At 67.4% G+C, this 17,734-nt stretch carries 16 protein-coding genes; 8 read left to right on the forward strand and 8 right to left on the reverse strand.

Going from position 1 to position 17,734, the window contains the following annotated elements; all coding sequences use genetic code 11:
* On the forward strand, positions 1–1,737 hold a 1,737-nt coding region (locus tag G3N61_RS32415; RefSeq protein ID WP_205824440.1), incomplete at its 5' end, for a sulfatase-like hydrolase/transferase.
* A 250-nt stretch (positions 1,738–1,987) separates the two neighbouring features.
* On the forward strand, positions 1,988–2,899 hold the full coding sequence (locus G3N61_RS32420) for an AraC family transcriptional regulator (protein ID WP_241018006.1): 912 nt from the start codon (positions 1,988–1,990) through the stop codon (positions 2,897–2,899).
* Here the strand turns inward: G3N61_RS32420 and G3N61_RS32425 are convergent.
* From G3N61_RS32425 to G3N61_RS32445, 5 genes are all read right to left on the reverse strand, one after another.
* Entirely contained in the window at positions 2,862–4,286 is a 1,425-nt protein-coding gene (locus G3N61_RS32425) for a hypothetical protein (RefSeq protein ID WP_346778600.1), read from the reverse strand. The genes G3N61_RS32420 and G3N61_RS32425 overlap by 38 nt on opposite strands.
* A 91-nt stretch (positions 4,287–4,377) precedes the next feature.
* Positions 4,378–5,793: a DUF6765 family protein gene (locus tag G3N61_RS32430; protein ID WP_241018007.1), complete on the reverse strand. Its 1,416-nt coding sequence runs from the start codon at positions 5,791–5,793 to the stop codon at positions 4,378–4,380.
* On the reverse strand, positions 5,793–7,427 hold the full coding sequence (locus G3N61_RS32435) for a hypothetical protein (RefSeq protein WP_205824442.1): 1,635 nt from the start codon (positions 7,425–7,427) through the stop codon (positions 5,793–5,795). Before G3N61_RS32435 ends, G3N61_RS32430 begins: the two co-directional genes overlap by 1 nt.
* Before the next feature lie 45 nt (positions 7,428–7,472).
* Positions 7,473–7,898 (reverse strand): hypothetical protein, encoded by a 426-nt coding sequence (locus G3N61_RS32440; RefSeq protein WP_043179390.1) that lies wholly within the window; start codon positions 7,896–7,898, stop codon positions 7,473–7,475.
* A 442-nt stretch (positions 7,899–8,340) separates the two neighbouring features.
* Positions 8,341–9,234, reverse strand: a complete 894-nt coding sequence (locus G3N61_RS32445) for a LysR substrate-binding domain-containing protein (protein ID WP_043179391.1) — start codon at positions 9,232–9,234, stop codon at positions 8,341–8,343.
* Positions 9,235–9,424: 190 nt separating this feature from the next.
* Between G3N61_RS32445 and G3N61_RS32450 the strand changes: the two genes are divergently transcribed.
* From G3N61_RS32450 to G3N61_RS32460, 3 genes are all read left to right on the forward strand, one after another.
* A complete protein-coding gene (locus tag G3N61_RS32450; protein WP_043179393.1) occupies positions 9,425–10,063 on the forward strand; it encodes a hydrolase in 639 nt (212 codons plus the stop codon).
* 206 nt (positions 10,064–10,269) lie between these two features.
* Positions 10,270–10,992, forward strand: a complete 723-nt coding sequence (locus tag G3N61_RS32455) for a haloacid dehalogenase type II (RefSeq protein ID WP_043179396.1) — start codon at positions 10,270–10,272, stop codon at positions 10,990–10,992.
* 136 nt (positions 10,993–11,128) lie between these two features.
* On the forward strand, positions 11,129–12,052 hold the full coding sequence (locus G3N61_RS32460) for a hypothetical protein (RefSeq protein ID WP_205824443.1): 924 nt from the start codon (positions 11,129–11,131) through the stop codon (positions 12,050–12,052).
* Here the strand turns inward: G3N61_RS32460 and G3N61_RS32465 are convergent.
* The 3 genes from G3N61_RS32465 to G3N61_RS32475 all read right to left on the reverse strand — a co-directional run bounded on the left by G3N61_RS32465 (position 12,049) and on the right by G3N61_RS32475 (position 14,497).
* Positions 12,049–12,546: a hypothetical protein gene (locus G3N61_RS32465; RefSeq protein WP_205824444.1), complete on the reverse strand. Its 498-nt coding sequence runs from the start codon at positions 12,544–12,546 to the stop codon at positions 12,049–12,051. The two genes, G3N61_RS32460 and G3N61_RS32465, sit on opposite strands and share 4 nt — an antisense overlap.
* Positions 12,547–12,605: 59 nt before the next feature.
* Entirely contained in the window at positions 12,606–13,397 is a 792-nt protein-coding gene (locus G3N61_RS32470) for a uracil permease (RefSeq protein WP_205824445.1), read from the reverse strand.
* A 140-nt stretch (positions 13,398–13,537) separates the two neighbouring features.
* Complete coding sequence (locus G3N61_RS32475) at positions 13,538–14,497, reverse strand: LysR family transcriptional regulator (RefSeq protein ID WP_043179402.1); 960 nt, start codon at positions 14,495–14,497, stop codon at positions 13,538–13,540.
* Between the two features lie 157 nt (positions 14,498–14,654).
* Here G3N61_RS32475 and G3N61_RS32480 point away from each other — a divergent pair, with 157 nt between their 5' ends.
* The 3 genes from G3N61_RS32480 to G3N61_RS32490 form a co-directional block, all read left to right on the forward strand.
* Complete coding sequence (locus G3N61_RS32480; RefSeq protein WP_043179404.1) at positions 14,655–15,974, forward strand: MFS transporter; 1,320 nt, start codon at positions 14,655–14,657, stop codon at positions 15,972–15,974.
* Positions 15,975–16,086: 112 nt separating this feature from the next.
* On the forward strand, positions 16,087–17,613 hold the full coding sequence (locus tag G3N61_RS32485) for a CoA-acylating methylmalonate-semialdehyde dehydrogenase (RefSeq protein WP_089453292.1): 1,527 nt from the start codon (positions 16,087–16,089) through the stop codon (positions 17,611–17,613).
* Between the two features lie 16 nt (positions 17,614–17,629).
* Positions 17,630–17,734 (forward strand): NAD(P)-binding domain-containing protein (locus tag G3N61_RS32490; RefSeq protein WP_205824448.1); only part of this gene is annotated, 105 nt, incomplete at its 3' end.

The raw sequence follows: 17,734 nt of genomic DNA on the forward strand, positions 1-17,734 counted from the left end.
AACCCGCCGCCGGCCGCCCCGGTTGCCGCCGGTGCAGGCGTCGATCCCGCGCCCGCGTTCCATGGCGCGACGACCGCGCCCGCCGCGCCGCCGGCCGGCTACAACATCCTGTTCATCCTGACCGACCAGGAGCGCCACTTCGACCGCTGGCCGTTTCCGGTGCCGGGCCGCGAAGCGCTGCGCCGCGACGGCATCACGTTCATGCACCACCAGATCGCCGCATGCGTGTGCTCGCCGTCGCGCTCGACGATCTACACGGGGCAGCACATCCAGCACACCGGCGTGCTCGACAACGCGGGCGCACCCTGGCAGAAGGACATGTCGCCGGACGTGCGTACCGTCGGCCACATGCTGCGCGATGCCGGCTACTACGCCGCGTATCTCGGCAAATGGCACCTGAGCGCGTCGATGCACGAAACCACGAGCCCGTACACGGCGCCCGTGGCCGACTACAACCGCACGATCCGGTCGTACGGTTTCGACGACTATTTCGGCGTGGGCGACCTGATCGGAGCGGCGCGCGGCGGCTACCAGTACGACGGGATCACGGCCGAAGCCGCGGTCAGCTGGATGCGCAACCACGCGCCGCGGCTCGCGAAGGAAGGCAAGCCGTGGTTCCTCGCGGTGAATCTGGTGAACCCGCACGACGCGATGTTCGTGAACACCGACACGAACGGCTCGACGGTGCAGAACGCGAACCACCCGATGCTCGGCAACGCGCCGCCGCCGAACGACGCGCTGTATCGCACGTCGTGGCACGACGTGCCGCTCGCGGCATCGCGGCGGCAGCCGTACGACGAGCCGGGGCGACCGCCCGCGCACGGGATGTTCAATGCCGCGCATGCGAACCTCGTCGGCCGCTATCCGTTCACCGACGAACGCCTGCGCATCTATCAGGACAACTACTTCAACTGCGTCCGCGATTGCGACACGCACGTCGTGCGCCTGCTGCAGTCGCTGCAATCGCTCGGCCTCGACGAACGCACGATCGTCGTGATGACGGCCGACCACGGCGACCACGTCGGCGCGCACCAGCTCGTCGGCAAGGGCGCAACCGCGTACCAGCCGCAGAACCACGTGCCGCTCGTGATCCGCCATCCCGCGTATCCGGGCGGCATGCAGTGCGATGCGCTGACGTCGCACATCGACATCGCGCCGACGCTGCTCGGGCTCACCGGCCTCGACGACGCGCGTCTCGCGTCGATCCGCGGCAATGCGCTGAAGGGGCACGACCTCACGCGCTGGCTCGCGAAGCCGGCCGAGGTGAAGCTGCACGCGGCGCGCGACGCGACGCTGTTCAACTACGCGATGCTGCTGTACTACGACAGCGAATGGATGCTGAAGGAACTGGGCATGCTGCGGCAGAAAGGCGTGCCCGAGGACGAGCTGTTGCGCCGCGCGCTGGCGCAGCAGCCGGATTTCCGGTTGCGCGGCACGATCCGCAGCGTGTTCGACGGCCGCTACCGGTTCACGCGCTATTTCTCGCCGCTCGAATTCAACCGGCCGACGACGATGGAAAACTTGTTCGCGCGCAACGACGTCGAGCTGTTCGACGTCGCGAGCGATCCGGGCGAGATGCGCAATCTCGCGATGGACAGGAACAGGCACGGCGAGCTGCTGCTCGCAATGAACGGCCGCCTGAACGACCTGATCGCCAGCGAAGTCGGCGACGACAGCCCCGACGTGATGCCGATTCGCGACGGCAAGGTCCAGGTGCAGATCCGCAAGGGGCTTTGACGGCAGCCGGCCATCTTCCGGTACCGGCAAACATCGGACGATTCCGCATCCAGCGATCCCCTGCCGTGCGGTTGCGCCGTTCGACCGCACGCGGGGCGCCGCTTTTCATCGTCGTTCCGGACAGGTAAGCATCGAGTAAGCATGACGCCCTACAGTGTGCTGATTCTCCAAGGCGGATCATCGCGGCGAGCGCGCGCTTCGCCGGTATCCGGGCGACATGAAGGGAACAGGCATGCAGAACCGGCCAACGATGAGTTATGTGTGTGCAAAACACCCCGACGGACGCCGGTCGAACTGGCAACCGCCGGCGGGCTGGAAACGGCAGCTGGCGACGCCGTCGCGCGGTGTCGTCGCGATCGATCACTACATCGCGCAAGCATCGGAGCTGATCGATCTCGAAACGACCGAGCCGGTCTTCACGCTGCACCTGCGGATGCCCACCGGATTCGAAATGCGCACGGACGACGGCAACGGCTGGGCCCCGCACGTGATGCGCACGCCGTTGACTTACGTGCCGCCCGGCTTCGGGTGTTCCAGCCGGTGGTCGAACGACATCGAATGGCTCGCCGTCCACTTCGATGTGTCCTGGCTCGCCCGGTCCGGCCTGCTGCCCGGCACGCCGGCCGTGCCCCGCTTCGACGTGAACGACGACCTGCTCGTGCAGATCATCCGAAGCATCCATGAAGATGCGGTCGCGGGGATGCCGTCGGGGCCGACCTATGTCGAAACCCTGGGCGCGGCCGCGCTCGGCCGCATGTCGTATCTCGAGTCGACGCGCAAGGCCCGCGAGTACACGCATGCGCAGGGGATGCGGCGAGCCGTCGAGTACATCCGCGACAATTTCCGCGATCCGCTCACGCTCGTGACGCTAGCCGAAGCGGTCGACTATCCCGGCGACCTGTATTCGTTCATCCGGAACTTCAAGAAAGCCAACGGGGTGACGCCGCATCAGTACATCGTCGAGACCCGGCTGCAAGCCGCCCGCGACCTGATCGAACGCGGCCGATGCGATGTGACCGAGGCCGCGCTCGCGTGCGGCTTTTCGACCACGAGCCACTTCTCGGCCACGTTCCGCAAACGGTGGGGATGCTCGCCGTCCGGGCTCAAGCCGCGTGCCGCGAACGTCACGCGAGCGGCAGCGACAGGATCCACAGGCCGCTGACCGTCAGCACGATCGTCAGCACCAGCAGCGGCAACTGGTTGCGCACCACGGCGCCGGCCAGCACGCGATGACGGACGGCGATCGCGTGCGTGACGACCACGCTCAGCACATGGCCGGCGAGAATCAGCAGCACCTGCGCATGCCAGATATAGCCGACGTTGATCAGGAGCGCGGTCGGCGCGACCTGCGCCGGGTCGATCGACAGCAGGTTCCAGCCGATCCCGAGCGGATCGGACAGCAGCGAAACGATCTGCCGCCCCTGGTCGATGAACAGCGTGAAGTAGTGACACACGTTGTAGAACAGCGCGATCGGCAACAGCAACAGGCAGAACTGCCGCGCAAACGCGTGGCCATCCAGCGTCGAACGCGATCCCGCCGCGCCGAGCGCGCAGAAGCCCCGGAACAGGCCATGGTAGGCCAGCCCGACCGCGGCAAAGGTGGCCCACTGCCCGGCGAGCACGAGGTCCCCCGCGATCGCGTAGTCGTTTTTCAGCGCCGGAAACACCGCGACGATCAGCGGATAGATGCCGCGCCAGAAGAAGGCGTTCCAGACGGCTGTATCGCGCAAGCCGTCATAAGCCGTCGACGACAGCATGAACGACAGGAAGATCACGACGCTGGTATCGAACGGCGGTTCCGATGCCATGCCGGCGACCGGATTCCTCAGCCTGATGCCGATTTCGCGCGCCGACACGCGACGCCATTCGAGCGGCGACAGTCGTGCGCACAATCCGCACAGGATGCCGAACGCATCGAAATGCCTGAGCCACACGTCGCGGCCGAAGCAGAACGAACCAGCCAGCGCATAGATCGCATAGCCGGCAAGGAACAGGCTGGCGTCGCGCGGCCGTGCCGCGCCGAACAGCTCCAGCGCGATCAGGGCGACATACACGAGCAGCGCGGGATACGATGCGAGGCCGCGAGGATAGCGATACCGGCCCCTGTCGAATGCCGGGACGCCGCGTGCCACGATCCGCAGCAGCAACGCAAACGGGTTCGTGAACGCATAGAGGTTGCCGAACACCGCGCTGACGTAGATCGACCCAAGATAGAACCAGAGCCAGAATCCCGACATGCTGAGGTTGACGAACGGGTTCTGGGTGCCGGCGAGGCCCGACACGATCAGCAGGACAACGAAGCCCATGCTCGCCGCCTGCCCCGCTGCGAGCGCGATGGCCGGTATCCGCCCTTCCCGCCGCCATCGGATCGCCGGCGCGCGCGCGTCCGGAACGCGCGCGCCCGATGCAAACGCCAGGATCATGAAGGACACCACGAGCGTGCCGGTCGCCGCGTACGCATAGAGCCACAACGGCACCGGCAGGTAGTACGGAATATTCCACGCATGCGCATCCGCGCAGGTCGGCGCACAAGCGAGAAGCGCCGCCACCCCCGGGGCCCGCCACGCGTTGTGGCGTGAGATCCCGTTGTCGACGGGGGGCGTCGCCCCACGCGCACCATCTTCGAAGTCGTCGTGCATATCAGTAATCGGAAGACGAAATCAGTCCCGTGACCTTCCAGCCGGCCCCGCTGCGCTGCCCCGACACCACGCCGATCGTGTCGTAAGGTGCATCGAGCAGCTTGATCAGCGCGACGGCACGCTTGTTTCCGTCGGCCGAATCGGGCAGCGGAAAAACCAGGAACGGCAGAATCGGTGACGGCTTGTCGCCCTCCACGATGAGCGGCAGCACCGCATCGTTCAACGACTTGAAGACCGCGAACGACGCGCGGTTGCGCACGCTCGCACCGGCGCTTCCCGTCGGCTGCGAGGGCGTCCCGATTGCGAGGTAGGTGCCGTGATCCCGCAAGCGCCAGCCGGTCAACTGCTCGACCAGCGGGCCGTCGGGCTTGCCGGCGTGGCCGGTAGCCAGCGCGGGCAGCCAGCGCTTGTCCACCGGCGACGTCGTGACCCAGTCGCTGAAGAAGCGTGCGTAGAAATCGACGAGCCCCTTGTCGACGCCGGGCTGCCCGGTCGGCGCGACCGGCTTCGGCACGTCGCGCCGGCCGTGCCAGCGGACCGCCTGCCACGCGGGGCCGTCCGGCAGGCTCGTACCGTCGAGGAACGACGTGTCCTTCAGGCCGTTCGCGACGAACCAGCCGGATTTCGCGTGCTTGGTTCGCGCGTCGATGAAACCGGCGAGCATCGGCCGGACCTGCTCCCACGGCCGCGCGTTTCTCGACACGCCATTGATCTTCGGATAACGAATCATCTGGAGATACGTCGACTTCGCCATCGCCTCCGTATCGACGGGCCAGCGCCAGGTCATCTCCGCAGCGTGGCCGGACGGGCCACCGCGCTCGAGCGGCGCGGCCATCGCCAGGCTGGCGTCGCATTCAATACCGTAGCGGCGCCAGTCCGGTACCGACGGCGTGCCTTGATGCGCCCACGCGTCTTGCAGCGCATGCAGCGACCGGCCGAACTCGCCCAGCATGAAGCCCGCGTTGCGACCCTCGGCGCGCCGCAGCGTGGCATCGACCGAAGACCGTGACGCCGGGCCGTCCGGCACCACGATCCGGGCGGCCGCCGCGGCCGGCACGCGGGTCTCGCTCGGATAGTGCGCCGCCTGGGTATCCTGCGCATCGGGCGCGAAGCGCGACAGGCAGGCAAACTGCAGCGGCGACGTCATGTATTCGATCGAGCCGGCATCCATCCGCTGGTCGGCGAGCGCAATCGCGTCGGCCTCGCCGGTCGCGAACCCCGCCTGCGTCGCGAGCCAGAACGTGAGACCGAAGTGCACGTCCGCTTCGAACCCCGAGCACGTCAGCGGCATCGCGAGCGCCGCTAGCAAGGCCAGCGCGGCAACGCCCGGATTGCGCCGGGCGCGGCCTCGCGCGCCTGCCCTGCCGGTTGCGACCGCTTCGCGCGACGACCCGCGAGCAACCTGTCTACGATGCATCAATTGCCGATCTCCGTCGCTTTGGTGCTTTCGGGAAACGGCCACGCGCCGTTTTCGAACGACAGCACGAGCAGCCCGTTGTCCTGGCAGGCGGTAGTCAGCAGATGGCGGTCGAAGTCGAAATCGAGACGCGACGCACACCAGTCCGGGCCGCCCGGGCGGTACTGGCCGAACATCAGGTGCGCGGAACCGGCGCCGGGCGACTTGGCCGAAGGCGGGTTGTAGTACGCGATCTCTTTCGGCTTCGCCGGATCGCGAATGTCGAACACGCGCACGCCGGAGTTGAAGTAGCTGCACGCGAGCGCGGTGGCGTTCTCCCGGTTGTCGACGCTGCAGTAGTGCGACCCGTACGTGAACGTGGAAAGGCCGAGAATGTCGGGAATCACCTTGCTGCAGTTCTGCACGGCGTGCGTTTCGAGTCGCAGTTCGGAGACGAGCTGCGGCGTCGCTTCGTTCGACATGTCGTAGATGTGCCCCATCGGGAACGGTGCCACGCCGGCATTGCACGCGGCCTTCACGGCAGTGGCGCTAGGATCCTGAAGCCCGCCCGAGCCGCCTTCATCGACCTCGATCAGATAGGGCTTGCCCGCCACGGAGAACGAGATCGTATGTTGTGCAATGCTGCCGTCCCGCACCGGCATCGTCGCAATCCGGTGCATTTGTGCATTGGGACGCCGGCTCTGTACTTCGCTGGTGTCGATGACGAAGAACCCGTTGTCGCCGGTCGCATTCGGGTTGTCCAGCGGCGGTGCGCTCATGCCGATCGCCGTGCCGCCGTTCCCCGACGAGACGAAGTACGCGCGGTTCCCGTCCTGGCTCACCGACAGTCCGTGGGAAATGGTCCCCATGCCCAGGTCCGGCACACTGATGGCCGAGATCATCTTCGGCCGGGTCGGCACGGTCAGGTCGATCGCGTAATAGGATTTTGTAAACGCCCCGCCGACGTAGTAGGTAAACCCATCCGGAGAAAACCCGCCTTCGTGGCCGAGCTGCTTGGTGGCTGGCACGATGCCGCCGTCGGCGCCCGTGCCGACGGGAACACTGGCAAGCAACTGCGGGCGCGTGCAGTCGGTCGCCACGTCGTACAGGTCGACCTCCGGGCCGCCACCGCCACCGAGCCCGTTGTCGGCAGCCAGGATGCCGCGCGCCACGTTCACACGCAGCGATTCCCACGGATCGATCATCGCCGTGGACGTCAGCGAACTCACCCGCACCGGCTTGGCCGGATCGGTGATGTCGATCACCGGCACGCCCGGGTTCACGCGCGGCGGCGCATCGGGATTGTTGAAGGCCGGCGTCGCGCCCATCGTCGCATGGTAGAAGCAGGTGTGGCCCTGCCGGTCGGTGTAGGTCGCGGCCGACCACGACGCGCCCTCGCCCTGCACCTGGCTGACGCGCTTCAGGTTGCAGCTGAAGCCGCCGAATCCGGACTGGCGCAGCGCGGCGGGCACCTGCCCTTGCAGCGCCGTCTCGGGCGTGTCGCCCGGGCTGCAGCCGGGCACCCGCGGTACGACATAGTCCGCCACCGATACGGCGGGTGTCGTGCTCGTCACGTCGTTGTCGTCTCCGCCGCAGCCGGCGAGCATGAGTGTGCCGAGCGATATCGCGATCGCCAGGCGATTCAGTACGCGCATCTTTGCCTCCTCCTGTTTCGAATGTCGTTCCGATCCGGTTTATCGTTAGTTGTCCGGATATATCTCGATGACAGCCACCTCGATCTGCTCGCCGGTCCGGCTGTGAAAGTGCAGCGAAAAGCGCCCGGTGATCCCGACCGGGAGAATGTCCATCGACTGCTCGGTTCCGACGGTGCAAGCCGCGAGCGCACCCGGTATTTCATGCGCCATCAGCACACCCGCCTCTCGCGAATGCACGTTGATATGCGCCGGCATCCCTTCGCGAATCGCGATCACGGATCGTTCCCAGGGCGCCTTGTCCCGATCGACGTCGACGGAAAACACCTGTTGATCCGGCGGTCTCGTCGACGCGTGCGACAGATGTCGCGCGACACCGTAGGCCAGCACCAGCGCCGACACGGTCGCGATCAACGCGACGAGTCGACGCCGCTGCCGCCGATTCCCTTCCTCCATGGCGGCGCTCCGTTTCATCGGCACTGACGCCGCGCCGTATCTCGTGCCGGCAGGCCGGCCATCCGCGCGGCCCTCAGCCGTTCGACGAATGGTAGTGAGCGCCCCGATGCAGCGATATCTGCTTATTGCGGGTTGTCGGAAAATTGCGTCGGGAGTAACCCGAGCCAGGGCTGGCCGGGCAAGGTTGCGCGCCGGATTCGGGAATCGTCACACGCGAATGTCGTGAGCCGACCACGCCCGATGGGCGACGGGCGACGGGCGATGGGTGATGGGTGATGGGTGATGGGTGATGGGCGACGGGCGATTCGCGCGCGACGATGCCGGGCGGTTCGATCTCACGCCCTAACCGGGGCAACGGCCTCGATGCGATGAAGGAACGCAACGGGATGCGCAGGCCGGGGCGCAGCACCGACCGCCTCGGCACACCCGGCGACGACACACCGAACGCGGCCGCCGCGCGTCAATCCCTGCGGATGTGTTCGGCCAGGAAGTCGATCAACAGACGCACGCGCGGCAGCAGCCCGCGCCGCGACGGAAACACCGCGTGGATCACGCCGCCCTTCGGCGCCCATCCGGGCAGCACGTCGACCAGCGTGCCGTTGCGCAGATCGTCCTCGACGACCATGCACGGCAGTTGCACGATGCCGACGCCGTGAATCGCCGCATCGCGCAGCGCATGCAGGTCGTCGGTAATGAAGCGCGGGTGATGGCGCAATGGCACCTGCTCGCCGTTCGGCCCGACCAGTTGCCACACGTGATGCCGCGCCGGGCCCCAGTCGAGGCTCGGCACGCCGGCCAGTTCGGCAGGATCCGATGGCGCGGCGCGCCCGCCGAGCCAGTGCGGCGCGGCCACCAGCCGCTGCGGGCTGTCGCCGAGGATGCGCATCACGAGATCGCTGTCCTCCAGCGGCGGAAAGCGCACCCGCAACGCGAGATCGATGCCTTCGCTCAGCAGGTCGACGCGCCGATTCGTCGCCTCGAGATGCACCTGCACCTGCGGATGAATCGCCATGAAGCGCGCGATCAGTTCGCTCACCCGGTATTCGAGCAGCGCGGTCGGGCAACTCACGCGGACGATGCCTCGCGGCTCCGCGTGCCGGCGCTCGATCACCTCGCGTGCCGCCTCGGCTTCGACCAGCACGGCGAGGCATCGCTCGTAGAATTCGCGCCCGGTCTCCGTCACCGTGAACCGGCGCGTCGTGCGCTGCAGCAGCCGCACGTCGTACTGCGCCTCCAGCGCCGCGATGCGCCGGCTCAGCGTCGATTTCGGGACGTCCAGCGCGCGCCCCGCCTGCGTGAACCCGCCGTGTTCGACCACCTTCACGAAGTAGTAGAGGTCGTTCAGGTCATCCATGATTGTTCCACCCATAGAACACTGATGGCATTTTAAGGGACTGGAACGCCGTTTGTTGCACGAATAGCATCGTGATTCGACGCGTATCGAGGTCGTCGCAGGGGTCCGGACTGTTCTGGTCCGGGCCCTCTGCCACGCCGCCCCGGCCCGTCGCCCCCCTTCACTTCCTGCCCTGTCTCTGGAGGCAACCATGGCAAGCGAACCGATTCGCGACCCCGCGAACGACCACCTGCTCACCCCGCAGAATGCGGCGTTCATCGTCATCGATTACCAGCCGGTCCAGGTGAACTCCATCGCGTCGATGGATCGCCAGCTGCTGATCAACAACATCGTCGGCGCGTCGAAGGCGGCCGTCGCGTACGGCCTGCCGATCGTCCACTCGACCGTCAACGTGAAGACCGGCCTGAACAAGCCGCCGATCCCGCAACTGCGCGCGGCGCTGGAAGGCCATCCGACCTACGACCGCACGAGCATCAATTCGTGGGAAGACGTCGAGTTCCGCCGGGCCGTCGAGGCGACCGGCCGCAAGAAGCTGATCATGACCGCCCTGTGGACCGAAGCATGCCTGACGTTCCCGGCGCTCGACGCGCTGAAGGCCGGCTACGAGGTGTACGTGGTCGTCGACGCGGTGGGCGGCACGTCGGTTGCCGCGCACGACGCGGCGCTGCGCCGCATCGAGCAGGCCGGCGGCCAGATGATCAGCGTCGCGCAGCTGTTCTGCGAGTTGCAGCGCGACTGGGCGCGCAGCGCCACCGTGCCGGCCTTCATCGACCTGTTCATCGAAACCGGCGGCACGGCCGGCATCCAGTTCTCGTACGACAAGAGCTGACCGGCCCGAGCGGCCGCGGACGTTTCCGGCCGGCGGCGCGCACCCGCGCGCGCGGCCGGCCTCATCCGTTCCGCGCCGCCTGGCTGCCCGCACGGCCGGCCAGGCCGTCTTTCCGTATCCGTGATTCAATGTCGATCGAACCGGCGCCGCGCAATCCGGCGGCACGGCGACTCGTAACCTCATCGATCGACCCTCACTGGATCACCATGACGAACCCTGCCGAAATCAAGGCGCTCGTTTTCGATGTCTTCGGAACGATCGTCGACTGGAGAGGCGGCGTGGCACGCGGCGCCGCCGCGTTCCTCGACCGCTACGCCCCCGCGCTCGACCCGCTCGAATTCGCCGATGCGTGGCGGGCCGAATATTCGCCGTCGATGGAAGAAATCCGCAGCGGGCGCCGCCGCTACGTGCGGCTCGACGTGCTGCACCGCGAGAACCTCGTCCGCACGCTCGACCGCTACGGGATCGTCGACGTGCCCGACGCCGACATCGACGCGCTCAACCTCGCGTGGCACAGCCTCGACCCGTGGCCCGATGCCGTCGCGGCGCTGCAACGGCTGAAGCGGCGCTTCATCATCGCGCCGCTGTCGAACGGCAACATCCGGCTGATGGTCGACGTCGCGAAACGCGCGGGGCTGCCGTGGGATGCGATTCTCGGCGCCGAAGTCGTCCGCGCGTACAAGCCGTCGCCGCAGGTGTACAGCGACACCGTCGAGATTCTCGGCGTCGAGCCGGCCGAGCTGTGCCTGGTCGCCGCGCACAACGGCGATCTCGCAGCCGCGCGCCGGCAGGGGCTGTCGACCGCGTTCGTGCTGCGGCCGACCGAACACGGGCCCGGCCAGACGACCGATCTGAAAGCCGACGATGCGTGGGACTTCGACGTCAAGGATCTGAACGAACTCGCTGACCGGCTGGGCTGCCCGGGTTGAGGCCGGGTTCGGGGCGCGACCGCGGCGCGCTGCAGGGCCGGCGGAACGGCGCGTCGGGCGAATCGAGCGCGTCGCGCGTCTAGTCAGACGACTGGTAGACTCCGCCAACCCTGTCCCGTTGCGGCCGCGTACCCCTATGTCCTCCCCCCTGCGTCTTGTCGAAGGCAAACTGACCGCGTTGCGCTTTCTCGAGCGCCCCGACCAAGGCACTGCCGGAAGCCGTCAGGTCTCACCCGTCGACCCCGAAGCCCGCAAGAAATCGCTCGGCTACTGGTTCACGCACACCGTGGTGCCGATCCTTGCGGCGCTCACCGGCAACGGGGCCGCGGCCAATGCGCTGGCGTTTCAGCAAGCCGACGAAGACTACGTCCTCGCCCAGTTGAACGCCGCGGCCGACAAGGTCGAGCATCCGGCGACGTGGTCATACGCGAACCTGCGCGAGACCAGGACCTTCTCGTCGGCAAACGCATACGTCACCGTCGGGAAGAACGGCAAGATCCTGTTCGCGAAGCTTCCGGTGGAAATCGAAATCGGCGGCAATACGTACCGGGGGTTCCTTGGCGGCCAGTGCTTCGACGTTGGCGACGACGTGGTGGCCGTGGTCGATCGCCGCGGTCGCCTGTTCGCGCTGTCGTCTCCCGATCGGCAGCGCATGGTCATGGCTCACGGGTGCGGCGACAAGGGGCTGGCCGGCCTCGCACACGTCCTCTGGCTGGTGTGGAAATGGATGTTCATCGGCGTGAACTGCTTTCTCATCCCGATGATGGCCCTGGTGCTATGGACCGGCGACGGCGGCTTTTCCGACCTGGAGACCGATCTGGCGATGCTGCTGGGCGGGCCGCTCGCGATGGGCGTCCTGCTCGCGCTGCTCGTGGGCGTACGGCTGTCATGGGCCGACTGGCTGCCGGCGTGGCGCACGTCGAGCATCCTGAAGGCGCTGGGCCGGCCGGATCTGTGCTCGTTCGATTTCTTCGATACGCGCACCGAGGCCGACCGCAACGGCCAGGCGCGCGACACGGACATCGGGCAAATCTTTTACGCGCCGGCGCCCAAGGCCTAGCGCGCCGGCGCCATCGCGACCGCCTGCCCCTGCGCCGCCATTGCGAGGCGCCGCCAGTTGCGGGCCGCATACCGGTGCGCCTGCTGCAACGCGAGCCACAGCCCGATCTGCCGAATGGGCCTGAAGAGGCCGCGCGCGCTGAACACGGTACGCCGTTCGACGCGTGTCCTGCCGCCTTCGATTGGCGTCAGCGTGAATTCGTCCTCGAGCAGCCCGACCCAGTCGCGGCACCACACCGTCGACGCCACCATCCGGTAACGCAGCCGGCGATTCTCGTCGAGCACGAGGATCCGCTGGTCGATCGTGCCGCGATCGGTCGTGCACTGCCGCGTGTTGCCGATCGCCGGCACGCCTTCGAGCACGCGGCAACTGACCGGCTTCGGCACGCCGAGGCGGAACAGCAACGGCCGCGTGTCGTCCATCCGGGCATGGAGAAAATGCGGCCAGACATGCTCGGGCCGGCAATCGAAGGTCCACTGCGAATGAATTTCCACGACCGTCTCCTGGCGGCTGTCGGTGCTGACATGATGGCACAACCGCGCCGCCGCCTCCGTTACTTCACGACCGCACGCCAGGCGGTTCGCGCGTAGATCAGCAGCAACGGCAGCAGCCCGAGCGCGAACAGCAGGCAGAGCGCCAGCACCCACACCGGCCACTGCTCCGGATTCCCGCGCGCCCAGTAGCGGTAAGGCACGCTCAGGAAGCCGATTTCCATCAGCAACGCGCCGAGCGGCACGAGCCCGTTCAGCACCACCGCCACGCCGAAGCGGCCCGCGCCGTCGAGGTTCCGGCCGGCGCCGTACGCGGCGATCAGGTAGAGGAAGTACCCGGTCATCGCGACCATCAGCCCGCCGCCGGCCAGCAGGCCGACACTGCGCACGCTGCGTTCGTGCAGCTGATTCGCGCCCTGCGGCAACACGACATCGACGCGCTCGCCGATCTCCGGCACGCTGCCCGAGCGGATGTTGCCCGGCAGCACGACCCGCTCGCCGTTCGGCATCACGGCTTCCAGGATCGACGTGTACTTGATGCACCGATATTTGTCCGTGCGACCGCTGCTGTCGCGACGCTCGCAAGTGTCCCACTCGGACTGGTAGGACACGACGGTCGCCTCGTATTTCGGCGACACCGCCAGATCGTAGAGTTCGTCGCCGATCCAGTACGCGAACGGGAAACACAGCGACACCAGGCAAAAGCACACGAGCCACCAGAATGCGACCGCGCCGCCCGATCCGCGCGTGCCGCCGTTCTGGCGGCGGACCATGCGCGACGCGAGCCAATACGCGACCACGCCGAATACGGCCACACAGACCACGAACACCTTGCCCGCATGCGTCAAAGCCATCTGCGTTTCCCCCGATAACCGGCCGGATCTTCGCCAGCCGTTTTTTCATACCGATCGATCACGTCGTCGTCGTCGTCGTCGTCGTCGTCGCCGTCGCCGTCGCCGTCGCCACCGCAACCGCAACCGCCACGCTCGCTCCGCTATTCCGGCTCGCCGACGAATCTCAGCTTCCCCGATTCACCCGACAGCAGCGCGCGATTCGCGTCCGCCGCCGCGCGCAGGTAATCCCACAGCGCGGTCACGCGCCGCAGCTTGCGCAGATCCTCGCGGCACGTCAGCCAGAAGCAGCGCGTGACGACCACGTCGTCCGGCAGCACGGGTACCAGCGCCGGCTGCGTGGCCGCCATGAAGCACGGCAGGATCGCCAGCCCGCCGCCCTGCAGCGCCGCGAAATACTGCGCGATCACGCTCGTCGTGCGCAGTCCGGCCGTCGCGCCCGGCACCGCACGGTCCAGGTACAGCAGTTCGTTGCTGAACGCGAGATCGTCGACGTAGCTGATGAACGCGTGCTGCGCGAGATCGTCGGTGCAGGTGATCGGATCATGGTTCGCGAGATAGTCGCGCGTCGCGTAGAGCCGCAGCTGGTAGTCGCACAGCTTGGTGACCACGTAGGGCCCGCGCTCGGGCCGCTCGAGCGTGATCGCCAGGTCGGCCTCGCGCTTCGGCAGGTTGACGAAATGCGGCACCGGCAGCAGGTCGACCGTCACGTGCGGATGCTCGGCCCGAAACTGCGCGAGCTGCGGCGCGAGGAAAAAGCAGCCGAACCCCTCCGTCGACCCGATCCGCACATGGCCCGACAGCGCCTCGCCCGTGTTCGCGACCTGGTCGCACGCGGACTGCACGGTCGTCTCCATCGCATCCGCATACGCGACGAGCCGCTGCCCTTCAGCCGTCAGCGTGAAGCCGCCGGAGCGCGACTTGTCGAACAGCAGCGTGCCCATCGCGGCCTCGAGCGCGCGGATGCGCCGCGCGACGGTCGTGTAATCGACCCCCAGCCGCTTCGCGGCGCCGCTCGCGCGCTGCGTGCGCGCGACTTCGAGGAAAAAGCGCAGGTCGTCCCAGTTCAGGTTGCCGGAAACCGGCTCGGTGGCATGTCGCATCGGCGAGGGAAAAAGGGGCTGAAGTCTCCGGGCCGGCCGTCGTTATGCATAAATGCACATCCAACCGGTTTCTTTATCGGTACATGATGAATCTGCGCATAACTATACTCGACCGTGACCTGCGGACCACGAGCCGCGGCACCACCACGGAGACACCATGCAGACGCGATCCACCCTCGATGAGCATGCGACAGTCGCGGCGCCGGCGCCCGAGCGCACCGCGAAGCACTACCTGCTGGCCGGCTGGGCCAGCATGGCCGGCACCACGATCGAGTGGTACGACTTCTTCCTCTACGGCACGGCCGCCGCGCTCGTCTTCAACCGCATCTTCTTCCCGTCGCTGGACCCCGTCGTCGGCACGCTCGCCGCGTTCGGCACGTTCGCGGTCGGCTTCATCGGGCGGCCGATGGGCGGCATCGTGTTCGGTCACTTCGGCGACCGCATCGGCCGCAAGTCGATGCTGATGATCACGCTGCTGCTGATGGGCGTGCCGAGCATGATCATCGGGCTGATCCCGTCGTACGACAGCATCGGCTACTGGGCCGCCGCGCTGCTGATCGCGATGCGCTTCCTGCAGGGGATGGCCGTCGGCGGCGAATGGGGCGGCGCGGTGCTGATGGCCGTCGAACACGCGCCGAAGGGCCGCAAGGGGCTGTTCGGCAGCCTGCCGCAGACGGGTGTCGGGCTCGGCCTGATCCTGTCGTCGGTCGCGATGGCCGCGGTGGCCGCGCTGCCGGAGGCCGACATGCTGTCGTGGGGCTGGCGCGTGCCGTTCCTCGCGAGCATCGCGCTCGTCGGGCTCGGTTGGTTCATTCGCGCGAAGGTGCCCGAGTCGCCCGACTTCGAGAAGATGCAGCGCCAGGGCAAGGCCGAGAAGTCGCCGGTGATGGCCGCGCTGCGCCGTCATCCGCGCGAGGTGCTGACGATCGTCGGCGCACGCGCCGCCGAGAACACCTGGTTCTACATGGTCGTCACGTTCGCGCTCGCCTACGCGACGCAGCAGCTGCATCTGCCGAAGGCCGAGATGCTGCACGCGATCACGGCCGGCGCAGCGCTGTCGCTCGTCACGATGCCGCTGTGCGGCCACCTGAGCGACCGCATCGGCCAGCGCCGGATGTTCGCGATCGGCCTCGTGCTGATGTGCGCGTTCGCCGCGCCGTTCTTCATGATGCTCGGCACGCAGCAGACCTCGTACGCATGGTGGGCGATCGTGCTCGGCCTCGGCGTCGTGTTCCCGATCCTCTATGCGCCGGAATCGCTGCTGTTCGCGCAGCAGTTCCCGGCGGAAATCCGCTACAGCGGCATCTCGCTGTCGGTGCAGCTCGCCGGCGTGATCGGCGGCGGCTTCGCGCCGATGATCGCGACGTCGCTGCTCAAGGCCGGCGGCGGCCAGCCGCACTACGTGATCGCGTACCTCGTCGGCTTCGGCGTGTTCGCGCTCTTGTGTACCGCGCTGATGCGCCCGGCACGTGCCTGACGCGCCGGCCCGCATCCGATCGATTTCAGTTCGTCCTGCCGTCCGCCGTGCGCGCATGCGCGGCGGTGACGGGGCCCCTTTTTAGTTGCCACACCGTTTCCCGGAGAATTCCATGAACGCCGCAGTTCCCCAGACCACCCTCGCCCTGCCCACCGCCAAGCTGCTGATCGACGGCGCATTCGTCGAATCGCAAAGCGCCGAATGGGGCGACATCGTCAACCCCGCGACGCAGGAAGTGATCGGCCGCGTGCCGTACGCGACGCTCGACGAGGTCGATGCCGCGATCGCGTCCGCGCAACGCGCATTCCAGACGTGGAAGACGACGCCGATCGGCGCGCGGCTGCGCATCATGCTGAAGTTCCAGGATCTCGTGCGCCGCAATCTCGAACGGATCGCGCACACGCTGACCGCCGAACAAGGCAAGACGCTGCCCGACGCGCAGGGCGACATCTTCCGCGGTCTCGAAGTCGTCGAGCACGCGTGCTCGATCGGCACGCTGCAGCAAGGTGAATTCGCCGAGAACGTCGCGGGCGGCGTCGATACCTACACGCTGCGCCAGCCGATCGGCGTGTGCGCGGGCATCACGCCGTTCAACTTCCCCGGCATGATTCCGCTGTGGATGTTCCCGATGGCGATCGTGTGCGGCAACACGTTCGTGCTGAAGCCGTCGGAGCAGGATCCGCTGTCGACGATGCAGCTCGTCGAACTCGCGATCGAGGCCGGCGTGCCGCAGGGTGTGCTGAACGTCGTGCACGGCGGCAAGACGGTGGTCGACCGTCTCTGCACGCATCCGGACATCAAGGCGATCTCGTTCGTCGGCTCGACGCGCGTCGGCACGCACGTGTACAACCTCGGCAGCCAGCACGGCAAGCGCGTGCAGTCGATGATGGGCGCGAAGAACCACGCGGTCGTGCTGCCCGATGCGCACCGCGAGCAGTCGATCAACGCGCTCGTCGGCGCGGGCTTCGGCGCGGCCGGCCAGCGCTGCATGGCGACGTCGGTGGTCGTGCTGGTCGGCAAGGCGCGCGACTGGCTGCCCGAGCTCGTCGAGAAGGCGAAGGCGCTGAAGGTCAATGCGGGCGCGGAAGCCGGCACGGACGTCGGGCCGGTCGTGTCGAAGGCGGCGAAGGAACGCATCCTGTCGCTGATCGACGCGGGCGTGAAGGAAGGCGCGACGCTGTTGCTCGACGGCCGCGACGTGAAAGTGCCCGGCTACGAGCAGGGCAACTTCGTCGGCCCGACGATCTTCTCGGGCGTGACGACCGACATGTCGATCTACAAGGAAGAAATCTTCGGGCCGGTGGTGGTCGTGCTCGAAGCCGACACGCTCGACGAAGCGATCGCGCTCGTCAACCGCAACCCGATGGGCAACGGCGTGGGGCTGTTCACGCAGAGCGGCGCGGCCGCGCGCAAGTTCCAGAGCGAGATCGACATCGGCCAGGTCGGCATCAACATCCCGATCCCGGTGCCGGTGCCCTACTTCAGCTTCACGGGCTCGCGCGGCTCGAAGCTCGGCGATCTCGGCCCGTACGGCAAGCAGGTCGTGCAGTTCTACACGCAGACCAAGACGGTCACCGCGCGCTGGTTCGACGACGACGCGACGGCCGGCGGCGTGAACACGACGATCGCGCTGCGCTGACCCAAGGAGCTGGCACATGGAAATCGCATTCATCGGACTCGGCAACATGGGCGGCCCGATGGCCGCCAACCTGCTGAAAGCCGGCCACGCGCTGACGGTGTTCGACCTCGACGCGCACGCG

Source organism: Burkholderia sp. Ac-20349 (assembly GCF_017104865.1).
Classification (GTDB): domain Bacteria; phylum Pseudomonadota; class Gammaproteobacteria; order Burkholderiales; family Burkholderiaceae; genus Burkholderia; species Burkholderia aenigmatica.

What these genes read in the sequence shown, in the direction of transcription:
- G3N61_RS32420 (WP_241018006.1), top strand. Translation starts at nt 1,988, where the DNA reads ATGAGTTATGTGTGTGCAAAACACCCCGACGGACGCCGGTCGAACTGG.
- G3N61_RS32430 (WP_241018007.1), bottom strand. Translation starts at nt 5,793, where the DNA reads ATGCATCGTAGACAGGTTGCTCGCGGGTCGTCGCGCGAAGCGGTCGCA.
- G3N61_RS32435 (WP_205824442.1), bottom strand. Translation starts at nt 7,427, where the DNA reads ATGCGCGTACTGAATCGCCTGGCGATCGCGATATCGCTCGGCACACTC.
- G3N61_RS32440 (WP_043179390.1), bottom strand. Translation starts at nt 7,898, where the DNA reads ATGAAACGGAGCGCCGCCATGGAGGAAGGGAATCGGCGGCAGCGGCGT.
- G3N61_RS32445 (WP_043179391.1), bottom strand. Translation starts at nt 9,234, where the DNA reads ATGGATGACCTGAACGACCTCTACTACTTCGTGAAGGTGGTCGAACAC.
- G3N61_RS32450 (WP_043179393.1), top strand. Translation starts at nt 9,425, where the DNA reads ATGGCAAGCGAACCGATTCGCGACCCCGCGAACGACCACCTGCTCACC.
- G3N61_RS32455 (WP_043179396.1), top strand. Translation starts at nt 10,270, where the DNA reads ATGACGAACCCTGCCGAAATCAAGGCGCTCGTTTTCGATGTCTTCGGA.
- G3N61_RS32460 (WP_205824443.1), top strand. Translation starts at nt 11,129, where the DNA reads ATGTCCTCCCCCCTGCGTCTTGTCGAAGGCAAACTGACCGCGTTGCGC.
- G3N61_RS32470 (WP_205824445.1), bottom strand. Translation starts at nt 13,397, where the DNA reads ATGGCTTTGACGCATGCGGGCAAGGTGTTCGTGGTCTGTGTGGCCGTA.
- G3N61_RS32475 (WP_043179402.1), bottom strand. Translation starts at nt 14,497, where the DNA reads ATGCGACATGCCACCGAGCCGGTTTCCGGCAACCTGAACTGGGACGAC.
- G3N61_RS32480 (WP_043179404.1), top strand. Translation starts at nt 14,655, where the DNA reads ATGCAGACGCGATCCACCCTCGATGAGCATGCGACAGTCGCGGCGCCG.
- G3N61_RS32485 (WP_089453292.1), top strand. Translation starts at nt 16,087, where the DNA reads ATGAACGCCGCAGTTCCCCAGACCACCCTCGCCCTGCCCACCGCCAAG.